This window comes from Microbulbifer sp. MKSA007, assembly GCA_032615215.1.
GTDB lineage: Bacteria > Pseudomonadota > Gammaproteobacteria > Pseudomonadales > Cellvibrionaceae > Microbulbifer.
Map to the genome: position 1 here is coordinate 3,890,998 of CP128433.1, position 16,144 is coordinate 3,907,141.

Consider the following 16,144-nt stretch of genomic DNA (forward strand, 5'->3'; position numbering starts at 1 on the left):
AGGCCCGAACTAGCAGTCACTCACAGGTGACTCGCCAGGGCCGAAGTCTGACAGTAGTTTTGTCAGCGGGGAAATTGAACGGGCTATCAGCCCCATCAGTTTCCAGCGGGCATTATCACCGGAATTGAGTATGACCGAAACGAATTCGACCACGACATCTCCCGAGAAGCCTAAAAAGGAAGGGTTTCTCAGCAATATCGCCTTCAATGTCATTATTCCGACATTGATACTGACCAAACTTTCCGGGGATGACTGGTTGGGCCCAACCTGGGCATTGATAGTGGCCCTGGCCTTCCCACTGGGTTATGGCCTTCGCGACCTGCTGCGCCTAGGCAAGGTCAATTTCTTCTCAGCCCTCGGGTTTATTGGCATCCTGCTCACTGGCGGCATCAGCTTGCTCAAGCTGGACCCGCAGTATATTGCGATTAAGGAAGCTGCAATCCCTGGCCTACTGGGTGTTGCCACGGCACTATCCGTTTATACCCGCTGGCCGCTGGTCAAAACCCTGCTGTACAACGATCAAATCCTGAATACGACAAAGATCGCCGAGTCATTACAGGCCAATGGTAACCAGCCAGCCTTCGACCGCACCTTGCGCCAGACTTCATGGATCGTTGCCGGATCATTCTTTTTCTCCTCGGCACTGAATTACATTCTCGCCAAAATGATCGTCACCAGCCCGCCGGGCACCGAGGCCTATAACACCGAACTTGGCGAAATGACCGCCTATGGATATCTGGTTATTGCGATCCCATCAACCCTGATTCTGATGGGTGCACTCTTTTTCCTGTTCTCCCGTATCGGCAAGCTGACCGGGTTGAAACTGGAAGAAGTGATGGTTGCGCAATAACACCTTAAAAAAACTAACAAGAGCATTAAAAACAATGTGGTACGCAATCATCAGTGAAGATGTTAGCGATAGTCTCCCTTTACGCAAAAAAGCCCGCGCCGGTCATTTGGCCCGACTCAACCTTCTAAAAGATGAAGGCCGTCTCCTGGCCGCCGGCCCAAATCCCAGCATCGACAGTGAAGAGCCCGGTGAAGCCGGCTTTACCGGTAGCCTGGTAATTGCTGAGTTCCCCTCTTTGGAAGAGGCCAAAGCCTGGGCTGACAGTGACCCCTATATCGAAGCAGGCGTCTATGCATCGGTTACAGTCAAGCCCTACAAGCTTGTACTGCCCTGATAAAAACTCTAACTAACAAGCTGCATCACAATGAAGAAATTACTGTCCGGTGTGCTCGCTGTAGCGCTGTTGAACTCAGCACCAGCGGCACTTGCAGCGGAGACCCGCTATATTACCGACCAACTTCACGTGCCCATGCGCTCCGGCAAAGGCAATGAATTCCGGATTCTGCACCGCGGCCTGGCCAGCGGTACCGAACTGGCCCTGCTCGAAGATGCCGCCTCGGACGGCTGGGCAAAAGTGCGCACCCCCAACGGCACTGAGGGCTGGATCAGACGCCAATACCTTGTCAGTGAGCCCGTGGCAAAACTAAAGCTGGCAACCGCAGAAGCCAACTTGGCCCGCTTTGAAAAAATGGAAGGCAACCTGGGGGAGAAGTTCGCCGGTTGGAGACAGAAAACGGCGAATTGAATAGCGCCCTGACTTCTGCCCAGCAGCAGAGCCAGGAATTGGCCGCCGAACTCAAGAGCCTGAAGTCCCTTTCTGCCGACGCAATTTCGCTCAACGATCGCCACCAAAAGCTCCTGCATCAGTACGAGTTGCTGAAACAGGAAAAAAGCATGGCGGAGGCGGAAATTCAGCGCCTGTCCGGTAGCGATGCCCGCAAGTGGCAAGTGTACGGTGCCCTATCCGTTGTATTAGGCGCTATTCTGGCGATGATTGCCCCCCATGTGCGCCCGCGCAAACGCAATTCCGAATGGGCCAACTGATCTCCCTCGCTACAACCAAAATCGCTTACTATACGCCTGTGGGAATGCTGAAAAGCATCCCTCAGGCAGCGATATTCAAATACTTTCTCTCTACCTATAACCATTCGCTGGCACAGTAGTAAACCGATTACCCCCGGACACTCAAAGGACACGGATGATGCGTAAATTAGTTATTTTTCTTTTCTGTACTCTATTCAGCCTTCCGCTATTTGCCCAAAACCCTCAGGTGAAACTAGAAACTGATCTTGGGGTTATTCGTATCGAGCTATATGCCAAGCAAGCACCAGTCACCGTAGAGAACTTCCTCGCTTATACCGATAGCGGCTTCTACGATGGAATTATCTTTCACCGTGTTGTGCCTGGATTTGTCGTCCAAGCCGGTGGTTTCACTTTTGATTTCCAAAGAAAAGAAACTCGCGAGGCTATCGCCAACGAGTCAGCTAACGGACTCCAAAACCTGCGTGGCACTCTCTCCATGGCACGCACAAATGATCCCGATAGTGCCACGTCCCAGTTTTTTATTAACTTGGTCGATAACACCCGCCTGGATGCCAGCGAGGATAAGCCTGGCTACGCAGTTTTTGGCAAGGTTATCGAGGGAATGGATATCATAGAAAAAATTGAGCGGGAACCCCGAGGCCTTTATCGCAGGCACCCAGAGGCTCCCAATACTCCGATTCGGATTCTTTCCGCAAAACGAATTACAGCCAGCGACAACACAGTCGCTGAACACAGCAAGGGAGAATAAGCATTGATCGCTCTCAGCGTAAACCTCAATAAAATTGCCTTAATCCGCAACTCCCGCGAGGGCAACTTTCCCGACGTAATCGCCCACGGGCGCACTTGCCTCGACGCCGGGGCCCAAGGTTTGACCGTACACCCCCGTCCAGACCAACGACATATTCGCCCCGGCGACGTGCGCGACCTGGCAGAACTCTGCGCCAGCCGCAAAAACATAGAGTTCAACGTTGAAGGCAACCCCTTCGCCGCTCCCCTGGGGGACTACCCCGGCCTAATACCACTGGTTTTGGAAACCAAACCAGACCAATGCACTTTGGTTCCCGACACCAGTGATCAGCTCACGTCTGATCACGGCTTTGACCTCAAACAAGATGGAGATCGATTAGTTCCGATAATTGATCAACTTAAAAATGCCGGAATACGTGTCAGCCTGTTTATGGATCCAGACCTGGACCAAATCAGCCTGGCCAAACAGGTCGGGGCTGACCGTATTGAGCTCTACACCGGCCCCTATGCCGAAGCCGTAACCAAACAGAGCCCAGAGCTGGAAACAATTTTCTCTGCCCACTGTGCCGCCGCTGAGCACGCACATCAGCTGGGACTGGGGATTAATGCCGGCCATGACCTCAACCTGGTTAACCTACCGCGCTATCGCACATTACCGGGCTTGCAGGAAGTCTCCATAGGCCACGCCTTTACTGTCGATGCTATCAGCATGGGCCTGGAGAATGCCGTTAACGCCTACGTCGACTGCCTCGCTGGTAGCTGATGCAAAGCCTCAATATTATTGGCGCGGGCCGCCTTGGAAAAACCCTGGGGCGGCTGTGGCAGGAGAGCGGTGTATTTGGGATACAGTCAATTTATAACCGCAGCCTCGAAAGTGGACAAAGTGCCTGTCGATTTATCGGTGCAGGCAATGCTGTCGATTCCCTCTCGGCAATGCCTTCAGCAGACCTATGGCTGATTGGCTGTATCGATAGTGAAATCGCTATATTTGCGCAGAAACTTGCCGATAGCGGGCTGGTCGACGAGCGCACTATTATATTCCACTGCAGTGGCGCTCTCAGCTCTAAAGAACTAGCCCCCTTGAGACCCGCCCTGATTGCCAGCGCTCACCCGGTTCACAGTTTTGCCGAACCGGAAACCTCGCTGCAAACATTTGCCAAAACCAGTGTCGCTGTCGAAGGGGATAGCCATGCAGTAGAGGTTATTTCTGTGGCTTTTGCAGCCATTGGCTGTGAAACACTGGCTATTGATCCCCTTAACAAGTCTCTGTACCACGCTGGGTCAGTGATCGCCTCCAACTACCTCACCACCCTAATGGACCTGAGTTTACAAAGCTTTTCAGCCGCCGGCATAGAGCGGGACAGTGCCCTTCGCCTGTTGGCGCCGATTGTTTCACAGACTCTGCAAAACAATTTGGAGCTGGGACCAGAGAGGTCGCTGACAGGTCCCATTGCCAGGGGGGATGTGGAAACCGTTGGCGCCCAGGTGGAAAGCCTAGCTTCAGTAGATAGCCAACTGGCACTTTGCTATCGCCATCTGGGCCTCGCCTGTGTAGAGTTGGCGCGGCGCGGCTCGCTCTCACCTGAGAGCGCAGCCAGATTGATCGAACTGCTGAGTGAGCCAACGCGGTGAAAGACTCCTCCGAATACCTGGAAAAAAAGCCTTCTTCGATAGCCTCCTTACAATTTATGGGCGCAAGCCTGTACTCGAGGCTCTCGAGGATTTATCTGTACCCGTCCATAAATTACATCTGGCCAGCAGCAACCGGCGCGACCAGCTAATCCAGCGAATGGAAACCCTGGCCGAAGAGCGTCAGATTGAAATTGCTTACTGGGATCGCAAGGGCCTGTCCCGGATTTCGAAGAATTCCCGTCAGGACCAAGGTGTAGCCCTCGACCTGGCCCTGCCGCACTACGGCAGAGCGGAGGACTTTTTACAGAAGGTTGCAGCCCCAGAGCACAAAAACACCTATGAACTTCTGGCCCTGGATGGCATAACCAACCCTCAAAACCTGGGCATGATTATTCGCTCAGCCTGTGCCGGCGGCATTGATGGAATCATCCTGCCAAAGAAAGGCTGTGCACAGATAGACCCCCTCGTTATCAAAGCCAGCACAGGCACCCTGTTTAAAACCCGGGTTTTGCGCTGTGACAAATTGGCAGCCACCCTGGGGGAGTTCCGCGAAGCGGGGGCTCAGGTTTGCGGGCTGTCATCCCACGCCCGGACGACCCTGAAAGAGGTCTCCAGTAACGTCTCCACAATTTTTGTGCTGGGCAATGAAACCCACGGTGTTAGCGATGCCGTCGCAGCTCAGTGCAATGAACTGGTGCGTATCCCCATGCAAAACGATGTGGAAAGCTTGAATGTGGCGGTCACGGCCGCACTAATTAGCTTCCGTCGAGAAATCTAACTCTGCCCCTGTGGGAGGTGCCCGCCTCCCACTCCCTCAACTTATCCCACGAGTTCAACCCCAATCTAACCAGGATTATCCACTACCCACAGATTCTGTGGATATCTCTGTGACTAACTTAGAGTAGTATGCCGCAAAGGCCCGCCATTTGGTCTTTGTGACAATATGAAGAAAAAATAAACAACCCGGGAAACGCTCAAAAAATCAACGAGTTAGCGAAGTCTTAGCTGAGCGTTTAGCGACAATCCGTACCAATTAAAGATCGAATAGAGAGAAGGGGCCGCTGTGGAAAATGAGACGCGAAGCCCAAAACAAAAAAAGAAAGGGGTGCTAAGCACCCCCTCTCGATTCGGCAGTTACTCCCACTCAATTGTCGCGGGAGGCTTGCTGGAAACGTCGTAGACCACACGAGAGATGTGCTCTATCTCATTGATAATGCGGTTGGAAACCTTCTCAATCAGCTCATAGGGGAGATGCGCCCAGCGCGCTGTCATAAAGTCCACAGTCTCTACCGCGCGAAGAGCAACCACGTATTCATATCGACGGCCATCACCAACAACACCCACAGATTTTACCGGAAGGAATACGGCAAAGGCCTGGCTGGTCTTGTGATACCAATCGGCGTTGTGCAGCTCCTCGATAAAGATCGCATCTGCCTCTCGCAGAATATCGGCATACTCCCGCTTTACCTCACCGAGAATCCGCACGCCCAGACCCGGTCCCGGGAAGGGGTGGCGGTAAACCATGTCGTAAGGCAGGCCCAGCTCCAGGCCGATCTTACGAACCTCGTCTTTGAACAGTTCACGCAGGGGCTCTACCAGCTCAAACTGCATATCCTCCGGTAAGCCGCCCACATTATGATGAGACTTAATCACATGTGCCTTGCCGGTTTTTGCGGCGGCGGACTCAATAACGTCTGGGTAGATAGTGCCCTGGGCCAGGAATTTCACGTCCTGTAACTTGGAAGCTTCGCGATCAAAAATCTCAATAAAGGTATTACCAATGATTTTGCGCTTGGCCTCAGGGTCTTTTTCACCTTGGAGGCGCCCAAGGAAATCCTCTTCCGCATCAGAACGGATAACGCGGACGCCCATATTGTCGGCGAACATCTGCATTACCTGGTCGCCTTCGTTTTTACGCAGAAGGCCATTATCTACAAATACGCAGGTCAGCTGATCGCCAATAGCCTTGTGCAGCAAAGCGGCGACCACAGAGCTGTCGACACCACCGGATAAACCGAGCAGCACCTTGCCCTCGCCCACTTGATCGCGGACTTTAGCAATAGAGTCTTCAATAATGTTCGCGGGAGTCCAGAGTTTCTCACACCCGCAAATATCAATCACAAAGTGCTCATAAATACGCATGCCTTGCAGGGTATGAGTCACTTCCGGGTGGAACTGTACACCGAAGAAATTCTTCTCGGCGTGGTACATACCGGCAATTGGGCAGGAATCAGTGGAAGCCAACAGCTCAAAGCCCTCTGGCATCGCCACTACCTTGTCGCCGTGACTCATCCAAACATCCAGTAGGGAACTGCCATCATCAGCGATATGATCTTTGATATCGCTCAACAAGTTGGATTGGCCTTCAACTTTTACCTGGGCATAGCCAAATTCGCGAATATCGCTGCCCTGTACGGTGCCTCCAAGCTGATGAGCCATGGTCTGCATGCCATAGCAAATGCCCAGTACCGGCACGCCCAGGTTATAAACCGCTTCCGGCGCGCGCGGGGAGCCCTCTTCCGGTACCGACTCGGGGCCACCGGCGAGAATAATGCCCTTGGGCTGATACTCACGAATTTCCTCTTCGGTCATATCGAAAGCGCGAATTTCAGAAAATACGCCCAGCTCGCGGACACGGCGGGCAATCAATTGTGTGTACTGGGACCCGAAGTCGAGAATGAGTATTCGGCTGGAATGGATATCTTGGCTCATGACTTACTCGATAACTGGATTAAATAACGGCAAACGGACCTTGAAGGTCCGTTTGCTGCTTGTTCCGTCTAAATTTTTTCACCTGGAGAAGGTCGAAGGCTTAGCGTCGGCCCACCGGGTAGTTGGGGGCTTCTTTAGTAATTTGAACGTCGTGGACATGGGACTCACCCATACCGGCTGCCGTGACCCGCACAAACTCAGGACGAGTGCGCATGGTCTCGACATCGACACTGCCGGTGTAACCCATAGCTGAACGCAAACCACCCATCATCTGATGAACAATGGCTGACAGCGGGCCTTTATAAGGCACTCGACCTTCGATACCTTCCGGTACCAGTTTTTCAGCGCCCTTGCTCGCATCCTGGAAATAGCGATCGGAAGAACCCTGGGTGCGGGACATAGCACCGAGAGAACCCATCCCACGATAGGACTTGTAAGTACGGCCCTGATAGAGCTCAACTTCGCCCGGCGCCTCTTCGGTACCGGCGAACATGGAACCCATCATGACTGATGAGGCGCCGGCAACAATTGCCTTGGAGATATCTCCGGAGTAACGGATACCACCGTCGGCGATCATGGGCACACCAAATTCTTTAAGGGCTGTGGCAACCTCTGCAATTGCCGTCACCTGGGGTACGCCGATACCTGTTACGATGCGGGTGGTACAGATAGAACCGGGGCCGATACCCACTTTAACCGCATCCGCACCGGCCTCAACCAGTGCACGCGCTGCGTCAGCCGTAGCGATGTTGCCACCGATCACATCCACCTGGGGGTGCATTTCCTTAATGCGGCGCACTCGCTCAATCACGTTGCGGGAGTGGCCGTGAGCGGTATCCACAACCAGTACATCAACGCCGGCTTCTACCAATGCGGCTACACGATCATCGGTGTCCGGGCTGGTGCCCACCGACGCGCCCACACGCAGGCGACCGTCGGAATCCTTACAGGAGTTCGGGTACTGCTCTGCTTTGTTAAAGTCTTTAACAGTGATCAGGCCGCGCAACTCAAAGTTGTCGTTAACCACCAGTACCTTTTCGATACGGTGTTTATGCAGCAGTTCGCGTACTTCGTCGGGGCTCGCATCTTCGTGGGCCGTCACCAGACGCTCTTTCGGCGTCATGATGCTGGCGACACTGACGTCGAGATCAGTTAAGAAGCGAACGTCGCGGCTGGTAACGATACCTACCAAATCGCCACGATCCATTACCGGCACACCGGAAATATTGTGGTGACTGGTCAGCGCGATCAACTCGCGCACAGTGGCATCGGACTCAATAGTAATAGGATCTTTTACAACACCGGCTTCAAACTTCTTCACCGCGCGAACGGCAAGAGCTTGCTCTTCTATCGACATACTCTTGTGAATAATGCCGATACCCCCTTCCTGGGCCAACGCAATGGCCAGGCGAGCTTCCGTCACCGTATCCATAGCAGCGGACACAATGGGGATGTTCAGGGTAATGTTGCGGGAGAGTTGGGTTTTTAAACTCACATCCTTGGCCGTGACCTCGGAATATCCGGGCACAAGTAGGACGTCGTCAAAAGTGAGGGCTTCGCGCGCGATGCGCAGATTGGATTCAGACATTGTTGACACTCAAACCTCGAATAGGCGGGATTGGGTATCGGCGCGATTATACCTCTACGCGCCCAAAGCGCAAACATCAATTTGCAGAAAAACGGATTTGTACAGTAAAGCTCTTTACCTATAAGGGCGATACTGCAATATTGCTCCGCCCAATACGCCCGACGAGATTCACCGATGCAGACAATTCCCCCTAGTCAAAATGCCAAGCGCAGCGTGCTGTCGGTCAGTGACCTGAATCGGGAAGTTAAACATCTTCTGGAAAGCAGTGTACCCCTTCTATGGATCAGTGGAGAGATTTCCAATTTTTCCATACCCAGCTCCGGGCACTGGTATTTTAGCCTTAAAGATGCGCGGGCCCAGGTGCGCTGCGCCATGTTTCGCGGTCGCAATCGCAGTGTCACCTTTCGGCCGCAAAATGGTCGCGAGGTTTTAATCCGGGCCAGGGTGAGCCTGTACGAAGGGCGCGGAGAATTTCAGCTAATCGTTGAGCATATGGAGGAGGCCGGCTTTGGCGCCCTGATGCGCCAGCTGGAACAGCTCAAAGCAAAACTGAATGCTGAGGGCCTGTTCGAAACAAGCAGAAAACGCTCTCTTCCGTTTTTGCCAACCAATATCGGCATTGTCACTTCGCCGACAGGCGCGGCAATACGGGATATGATTCACGTATTGGGCAGGAGACACCCTTCTGCACAAATTGAAATCTGGCCCGTAGCCGTTCAAGGTCAGGGTGCCGCTCAGCAAATCGCGGCAGCGATTGAAAAAGCGGGCCGCAGTGGTCGCCACGATTTATTAATTGTCGGTCGCGGCGGAGGCTCCCTGGAAGACCTGTGGTCTTTTAATGAAGAAATTGTCGCCCGCGCACTGGCCGCAAGCCCTATTCCCACTATTTCTGCAGTCGGCCACGAAACCGATACGACTATTGCAGATTTAGCCGCAGACCTGCGCGCACCCACCCCTTCTGCCGCGGCGGAAATAGCCAGCGCCAATGCTGCAGAAATTTTACAGCGGCTTGACCAGGTCCAGCGCAGATTGCACCGCGCCATGGACAACCAGCTAAAGCATTTATCTCAACAGGTTCAATTGCGACGCAACCGTTTGCGCCATCCCAAGGAGCAGCTCCTCAACCAAGCCCAGCGCCTGGATCATTTGGAGATGCGCCTGGTGGCAGCTTGCCAACAACAAATCCAAAGTCGCAAATCCCAATTGGATTCCGCCTCCAGAGCTTTTGCCCACAACCTGCCGACACGCCGACTCGACAACAGTCGAAAGCAGTTAATCCAACTCAAGGGAAACCTGGAGCGTGCGATGCAACTGATATTACAGCGCGGCAGTGACAAACTCTCCCACGGGGCCCAATTACTACAAAACATCAGTCCCCTGGCAGTATTGCAGCGAGGCTACGCCATTGTTCTGGATTCAGAAAATCGCGCAATTCGCGATAGTGCAGAATTGGAAACCGACCAGCAAGTCCATATTAAGCTGGCCAAAGGGAACTTCACTGCAAAAGTTAATACCATCGAAAACTGATTTCTTTAACAATTAAAGAGCGCAAATCAAGCGACACTATAATGGTTGAGGTAGAGTGCCTTCGGAGCAATATATGGATAGTGAATCTACTGCTATCCACCTCAACCAGTGGACCTTGATACTACTTTCAGTACTACTGCTTGCCCTTGCAGCCTGCACGGAACCAGATCGTGAATCTGGAGTAGCCGAATCAGTCACCATGTCAGCTGCCGAAGCGCAGGATGCCGACAAGCGATCAGGGCAACTGCCTGAAGTAACCCCCGCTAAAGAACAGCAAGTCAACTACATCGAAACCGGTGACCTTAGGGACATAAGAAAACACGGCACAATTCGGTTCGTTAATTTAACCGGTGCTTCCGAGGACCTGTTACCTCGTGACGATGTGGTGAGTCTCCGTCACTTCGAACTTGCCAACAAACTGGCCAAACAGTTAAAGCTGGAACCCAAGTGGATAAAAGCTGAAACACCCGATGACGCGGTGCAAATGCTGATCGATGGCCAGGCAGATGTAATCGCCTATAACCTGACTGTCACTAACGCCCGTGAAGAAATTATTGACTTTACGGTTCCTCTTCGCCATTCGCGGTTAGTACTCGTCACTGGCCCTGAAGGTCCAGATATTTCAGATGCGAGCAAATTAAAGGACCTGGAATTTATTATCCCCGCCGGCTCCTCTATTAAAGAAACTGCAGAGCAACTTGTTGCCGAAAATCCAAACTCAAACCTAACTATTCGAGAAATTGATATTAATGGTAACCGAGATACGCTGTTGGATATCATTAATGGCCAAAAGAACCGTGTTGCTATTTTGGAAGATTTTTCAGCCCAAGATTTGCGCAATTACCGCGATGACATGCGGATTGGTGCAGACGTATCTGAAGTGCAAAATATTGCCTGGGGCGTACGCAAAGACTCCAAACGCCTACATACCACTCTCGATAATTTTTTGACCCGCAACCTGGTTAAATCCCAGGAAGAACGCATTACCGATTGGAAGGGTATTAAAAAATCGGGAGTAATCAGGCTACTCACTTACAATGGGCCGACAACCTATTTCTTATGGAAAGGGGTATTAATGGGGTTTGACTACGACCTGGCCCAGGCTTTTGCCAATAAGCACAAACTCCAACTCCAGGTTATTGTTGTCCCCTACGAAGAAGACCTTGCCGACTGGCTGAGGGCGGGTCGCGGTGACTTTGCCGGGGCCGAACTCAATATTACCAGTGCCCGTGAAGACCAGGGCATGGTATTCACCAAGCCCTATGTCGAATCCACAGACCAGATCGTCAGTGGTAAAGACAGCCCCCCTATTACCCAGATTCAGGATCTTAATGGCCGTAAATTAACTCTACGCGCCTATTCATCATTTATTGAAACCGCTGAAACACTGAAAGAAGCAGGTATTGATGTCGATATCCGTGTGGCGCCGCCAGATATTTCCCAGTCACAAATCTTCTCATTAATCGCCGACGGGCTGGTAGATGCGACTATATCCCACTCCGGTCGAGCCAAGATTGAGGCATCCGTTCAGCCACAACTGGTACTCGGAACTCTTATCGGTGACCCGCGTCCACAGGGCTGGATGGTATTAAGACAAAATTGGCACCTGTTACAGAACTTGAATAAGTTTTTGAAAAATTACAGAAAAACGAGCCAATACCAGAAGCAATACCAGGCTTATTTTGAGCCGAACAAACGATTTACCCAGCGAGTAAGTTCCCGGGTAATACCGGGAGAAAACCTCTCTCCTTACGATGAGTTGGTGAAGGAATCCGCCTTTAAATACGATTTTGATTGGCGCATGATCGTCGCGCAAATGTGGCAGGAGAGCAATTTCAACCCTAAAGCCGTATCTCCAGTTGGAGCGCAGGGATTGATGCAGGTGATGCCTGCCACAGCCGAGGAAATGGGATTTCCTCCGCCGCTGTTCGAACCTGAAAGAGGTATTAAAGCGGGGGTAAAATATATGGATTGGGTGCGCGATCGCTTTAATCCCGCTTTGCCAACCGTAAATAAACTCTGGTTTACTCTCGCTTCCTACAATGCAGGATACGGCCACTTACTCGATGCCCAGCGGCTGGCTAAAGAACTGGGACTGGATCCCAATGTGTGGTTCGACAATGTGGAAGTCGCCATGCTGAAACTGGCCCAGCCCCAGTACTTTAAACGGGCTAGATACGGCTATGTGAGAGGCTCCGAGCCCGTGCAGTATGTACGCAATATCAGCAATCTATACAAAGCCTATGTGGAAATGATGAGCGATGATGTGACAGTCCGCCCACCTCTCCAGCGCCTGCCCGGCAAAATCTATTGTGAACCCGGGGATGTGCCTGAGGGCGTTATTCAGCGGATGCCCAGTTACTCCTCGCCCTAGGCAGCCACAAGTCCTTACAAGGTTAAAACTATTTTCCCGGTGATAGTACCGGACTCCAGTAATTTATGGGCCTCAACCGCCTGATGCAGAGGAAATTCAGCGGCTAGTTGCGGCCGCACTTTACCCGCTTCAATCAGCGGCCAAACCTTCTGTTCCAGCGATTTCGCAATACCGGCTTTAACTTCTGGCGAGCGAACCCTCAGAGTTGAGCCGGTCAATGTAAGTCGTTTCAACATCACCGGCATCATATTTACTTCTACTTTAGCGCCAGCCAGGTAGGCAATATTCACGATTCTGCCGTCGTTAGCGGCCACACGAATATTGCTATTGATATAGCTACCGCCCACCATATCCAAGATAACATCAGCTCCGTGATCATCTGTCATCTCGCGCACAACGGAGACAAAATCTTCATCCCGATAGTTGACCGCCTTCTCCGCCCCCAAAGCCACACAGGCTGCGCATTTATCTTCTGTTCCCGCAGTAGTGAAAACCCGGGCTCCCAAATGATGGGCCAGCTGGATCGCCGTGGTACCAATGCCGGAGGAACCACCATGGATTAAAATCACCTCGCCCGGTTTTAAACCGGCGCGGTCAAATACATTAGTCCATACGGTGAAAAAAGTTTCCGGCAATGCAGCTGCCTCAACAAGACTAAGGCCTGCGGGAACCGGGAGGCATTGTCCCTCTGGAGCTACTGCAAACTCTGCGTAACCTCCACCATTGGTCAGGGCACAAACTTTATCTCCCACTTGCCAGCGCACAACTTTTTCCCCGACTTCAACAACCTCACCAGCCACCTCCAATCCCAATACCGGCGATGCTCCGGGAGGTGCCGGATAATGCCCTTGGCGCTGCACAATATCAGGGCGATTAACCCCAGCTGCGGCTACACGGATAAGGACTTCGTCTGCGCCGGGAGCAGGCTTATCCATCTCCTGCAATTGCATGACTTCAGGCCCACCAAATGTAGGCAGATCAATAAACCGCATATTTTTCCCCTTTATAGGTTCACTTTTATTGCCACGCTAACAAAACAAGAGTATCAAAAATCATCAAGCAGTTTTTATTCAACACGCAGCCCAATAAAAAACGGCCAGCCCCATCACAACTTTTAATTGCGAAAAGGAACTGGCCGTTTTGAAGTCTGCTGACTTAAAAAATATTTTCTCTAAGCAGCAAATTCTCAGCCGAGATTAGAGTTCGTAAATAAACTCAATCCCCATAACACGACCTTTATTCAGCGGGGTAAAGCTGGCACCGATACCACCAAGGGTAACTGGTAGCTGCGTGTCATTACCCTCAGTAACTTCATCAAGCATATTTTTGCCGAATACAGAAACTGTATATTGGCCGCTATCCGCAGTATAACCAATACTAAAGTCCACCATTTCCACTTCAGACAACATGCCTCTGTTGTCATCCGTATAAGGTGCTTCATCGCGATGATTGTAGTTAATGCGGGAGGTGATTGTTCCGTAGGAACCCAGAGACAAATCGTGCACTAACCCTATACCATAAGTCCATGGCGCCAAGCGTGGGATCTCGAGACCCAGGTCTTCATCATCCACAAGGCCGTCACCATTCAGGTCACCGAGTACCTTATCGTAATCGCCATCTACATAGCCCACGTTGAAGGTAAGCAGCAGGTTTTCACTGAGCGCAGCCATGGTCTCCAGTTCAGCACCACGAATTGTCGCATCTGCGGTGTTTCGAATGATTTGCGCTACACCGGTCACTGCGTCAGCGAGATTCTCCTCCCGCTGCATATCATCAATAGTGTTGTGGAATACCGCCATATTGGTACGAACACGGCCATCGAGCCAGTCTACCTTAGCCCCAATTTCGAAGCTGCTCTGCTCTTCCTGGTCCGTTGCCTGCGGGGTATAAGGCATTCCTGTGGTCGGATCTATACCTGCGTTGCGGAAGTTGTACCCTCCACTGCGGAAACCCTTGGTCCAGAATGTGTAGAGCTGCGTCTCGTCTGAAACAGTCCACTGCAAGCCAACTTTGGGTGTGAAGGCATTCCAGCTTTCGCTATCTTCAAAGTCGTAGGCAGCACAGCCGTCCAGTGTGCAGAGGTTCAGGGGAATAGAGGCAATCTTCGCGTCTTTCTCCTCGCTCGAGTAACGTCCACCCAGGGTCAACACCCAGGCCTCGTTCAGGTCGATATCAGCCTGGGTAAAGAATCCATAAGTGCTGTGATCCTGCACACCACCACCGGTCCAATCGATAATGCCGCCCTCACCGTCGGCCAGCAAACGATTTTCCAGGTAGGTTACATCCTGAGAGAACCAATAGGCACCGGCAGTGATGGCCGTGCGACCGAAACGGCCGGCATAGCGCAACTCGTTACTCAACTGGCTCTGATCCACACTTGAGTCCGCATGGAAACCAACAAAAGGCAGGGAATCAATATCCCCTAAGCCCCGCGCCTCATATTCACGCCAAGCCAGGATATTTGTGATAGTGCCATCACCGAACTCAACATCTTTATTGAACTCAGTAATGATCTGGGACCACTCGTCTTTTTGATAACCCTCTTCGTCCTGGGCTACCTCAAAAGAATCTTCACTGTTGTCCCAATCAGGAATACCGAAAGCCTCAGCAATCTGGGTTGCACTCGGGTAGGCAACAATACCGTTCTCAGTGGTAACTATATAAGGTTCATTACCACGGTTTTGCGCAACCACCCCATCGGAGTCCATGCGCCCGTGCTCCATCCGCACAAGCAGCTCTGCCGTTTCATTGAGTTGAACACTAAAGCTTGGGCGAATAAACCAGCTGTCAGAGGCACCGGCATTATCATTGCCGGTGGCAACATTTTCGAACCAGCCACGGTCATCGTTGTAGTAAACGGTCAGACGGCCGTTAACATCGTCAGAGATGGCACCATTAATTGAACCCGCAGTCACCACATCCAGATTATCCGTTGTGGACACCTTGACGCGAGCAGAGAATTCATCAGTTGGGCGCGCTGTTTTAACTACGACAGCACCACCGGTAACATTACGACCAAATAGCAGGCCCTGCGGACCACGGAGAACTTCGATACCCTCCAGGTCAAACACATCGGTAACAACACCCGCATTCACACCGAGGTACATACCATCGACAAAGACCCCTACTGTGGGATCAATTGATGGAATAGAGCTATTCACTCCAAGACCGCGCACAGTGAAGTTTGCCGTATTTTTTACGGTACCCACATCCTCCAGCTGGACGTTGGGCATTTTGAAAGAAAGGCTTTGTAAATCCCTAGTTTGCAGAGCCTCCAGTTGGTCACCGGAATAAGCGGTTGCCGCTACCGGAACATCCTGAAGTAATTCTGCGTCTGCACGCTTACGGGCTGTTACCTGCACTTCTTCCATAAGGGTGCCGACTGCTCCCTCTGCGGCATAACTGGGGCTAATACCACTGGCTAACCAAAGAGTTGCTACGGAACAGGCGGAAAGCAGAGCAGAGTGCTGCTTGGGTTTTGACGGACTTCCCATGTTTTCTCTCCATTGTTTTATTTTTTTTATGTACAACAACGGACTTATCGCAATCGGTACTGCCTGGCTCCACCGCTCTACCTCTATAAAGAGGCTCCGACTAAGTGAAGCTCCGATTCAAGACCGCGCTGATAAAGAGGCACAGATTTCGTAGTGAATCTGTGACATGGACAGGT

11 protein-coding genes and 2 pseudogenes are annotated in these 16,144 nt (G+C 51.9%); 9 read left to right on the forward strand and 4 right to left on the reverse strand.

The annotated features are described in order from the left end of the window. Positions 1 to 130 precede the first annotated feature (130 nt). The 7 genes and pseudogenes from QT397_20190 to rlmB all read left to right on the forward strand — a co-directional run bounded on the left by QT397_20190 (position 131) and on the right by rlmB (position 5,051). The gene (locus QT397_20190) at positions 131 to 850 is read left to right on the forward strand and encodes a VC0807 family protein (GenBank protein ID WNZ55168.1); all 720 of its coding nucleotides are present in this window, start codon (positions 131 to 133) and stop codon (positions 848 to 850) included. A 34-nt stretch (positions 851 to 884) separates the two neighbouring features. Further along, complete coding sequence (locus tag QT397_20195) at positions 885 to 1,184, forward strand: YciI family protein (GenBank protein ID WNZ55169.1); 300 nt, start codon at positions 885 to 887, stop codon at positions 1,182 to 1,184. Positions 1,185 to 1,319: 135 nt separating this feature from the next. Further along, positions 1,320 to 1,894: pseudogene (locus tag QT397_20200) on the forward strand (TIGR04211 family SH3 domain-containing protein). Between the two features lie 157 nt (positions 1,895 to 2,051). Beyond that, positions 2,052 to 2,642, forward strand: coding sequence for a peptidylprolyl isomerase (locus QT397_20205; protein ID WNZ58572.1), 591 nt, complete (start codon positions 2,052 to 2,054; stop codon positions 2,640 to 2,642). 3 nt (positions 2,643 to 2,645) lie between these two features. Then, complete coding sequence (locus tag QT397_20210) at positions 2,646 to 3,404, forward strand: pyridoxine 5'-phosphate synthase (protein WNZ55170.1); 759 nt, start codon at positions 2,646 to 2,648, stop codon at positions 3,402 to 3,404. Then, positions 3,404 to 4,273, forward strand: coding sequence for a DUF2520 domain-containing protein (locus tag QT397_20215; protein ID WNZ55171.1), 870 nt, complete (start codon positions 3,404 to 3,406; stop codon positions 4,271 to 4,273). The genes QT397_20210 and QT397_20215 overlap by 1 nt, the downstream gene beginning before the upstream one ends. Next, positions 4,270 to 5,051, forward strand: a pseudogene (rlmB, locus tag QT397_20220) (23S rRNA (guanosine(2251)-2'-O)-methyltransferase RlmB). The gene QT397_20215 and the pseudogene rlmB overlap by 4 nt, the downstream one beginning before the upstream one ends. A 356-nt stretch (positions 5,052 to 5,407) precedes the next feature. Here rlmB and guaA read toward each other — a convergent pair. Together guaA and guaB are read right to left on the reverse strand one after the other, a co-directional pair. Beyond that, entirely contained in the window at positions 5,408 to 6,985 is a 1,578-nt protein-coding gene (gene guaA, locus QT397_20225; protein ID WNZ55172.1) for a glutamine-hydrolyzing GMP synthase, read from the reverse strand. A 100-nt stretch (positions 6,986 to 7,085) separates the two neighbouring features. Next, positions 7,086 to 8,573 carry an IMP dehydrogenase gene (guaB, locus tag QT397_20230; GenBank protein ID WNZ55173.1) on the reverse strand — a complete coding sequence of 496 codons (1,488 nt, stop codon included), beginning with the start codon at positions 8,571 to 8,573 and terminating at the stop codon, positions 7,086 to 7,088. A 174-nt stretch (positions 8,574 to 8,747) separates the two neighbouring features. On the opposite strand from guaB, the gene xseA reads away from it, so the two are divergent. Then, a complete protein-coding gene (gene xseA, locus QT397_20235; GenBank protein ID WNZ55174.1) occupies positions 8,748 to 10,100 on the forward strand; it encodes an exodeoxyribonuclease VII large subunit in 1,353 nt (450 codons plus the stop codon). A gap of 73 nt (positions 10,101 to 10,173) precedes the next feature. After that, entirely contained in the window at positions 10,174 to 12,474 is a 2,301-nt protein-coding gene (locus QT397_20240) for a transporter substrate-binding domain-containing protein (GenBank protein ID WNZ55175.1), read from the forward strand. A 14-nt stretch (positions 12,475 to 12,488) separates the two neighbouring features. Here the strand turns inward: QT397_20240 and QT397_20245 are convergent, their stop codons facing one another. Next, positions 12,489 to 13,466, reverse strand: a complete 978-nt coding sequence (locus QT397_20245; GenBank protein ID WNZ55176.1) for an NAD(P)H-quinone oxidoreductase — start codon at positions 13,464 to 13,466, stop codon at positions 12,489 to 12,491. 204 nt (positions 13,467 to 13,670) lie between these two features. Further along, on the reverse strand, positions 13,671 to 15,968 hold the full coding sequence (locus QT397_20250) for a TonB-dependent receptor (GenBank protein WNZ55177.1): 2,298 nt from the start codon (positions 15,966 to 15,968) through the stop codon (positions 13,671 to 13,673). Positions 15,969 to 16,144 lie beyond the last annotated feature (176 nt).

Bases quoted from the DNA above. Each gene is read 5' to 3' on its own strand.
- QT397_20240 (WNZ55175.1), top strand. From the start codon at position 10,174: ATGGATAGTGAATCTACTGCTATCCACCTCAACCAGTGGACCTTGATA.
- xseA (WNZ55174.1), top strand. From the start codon at position 8,748: ATGCAGACAATTCCCCCTAGTCAAAATGCCAAGCGCAGCGTGCTGTCG.
- QT397_20190 (WNZ55168.1), top strand. From the start codon at position 131: ATGACCGAAACGAATTCGACCACGACATCTCCCGAGAAGCCTAAAAAG.
- QT397_20205 (WNZ58572.1), top strand. From the start codon at position 2,052: ATGCGTAAATTAGTTATTTTTCTTTTCTGTACTCTATTCAGCCTTCCG.
- QT397_20245 (WNZ55176.1), bottom strand. From the start codon at position 13,466: ATGCGGTTTATTGATCTGCCTACATTTGGTGGGCCTGAAGTCATGCAA.
- QT397_20215 (WNZ55171.1), top strand. From the start codon at position 3,404: ATGCAAAGCCTCAATATTATTGGCGCGGGCCGCCTTGGAAAAACCCTG.
- guaB (WNZ55173.1), bottom strand. From the start codon at position 8,573: ATGTCTGAATCCAATCTGCGCATCGCGCGCGAAGCCCTCACTTTTGAC.
- guaA (WNZ55172.1), bottom strand. From the start codon at position 6,985: ATGAGCCAAGATATCCATTCCAGCCGAATACTCATTCTCGACTTCGGG.
- QT397_20250 (WNZ55177.1), bottom strand. From the start codon at position 15,968: ATGGGAAGTCCGTCAAAACCCAAGCAGCACTCTGCTCTGCTTTCCGCC.
- QT397_20195 (WNZ55169.1), top strand. From the start codon at position 885: ATGTGGTACGCAATCATCAGTGAAGATGTTAGCGATAGTCTCCCTTTA.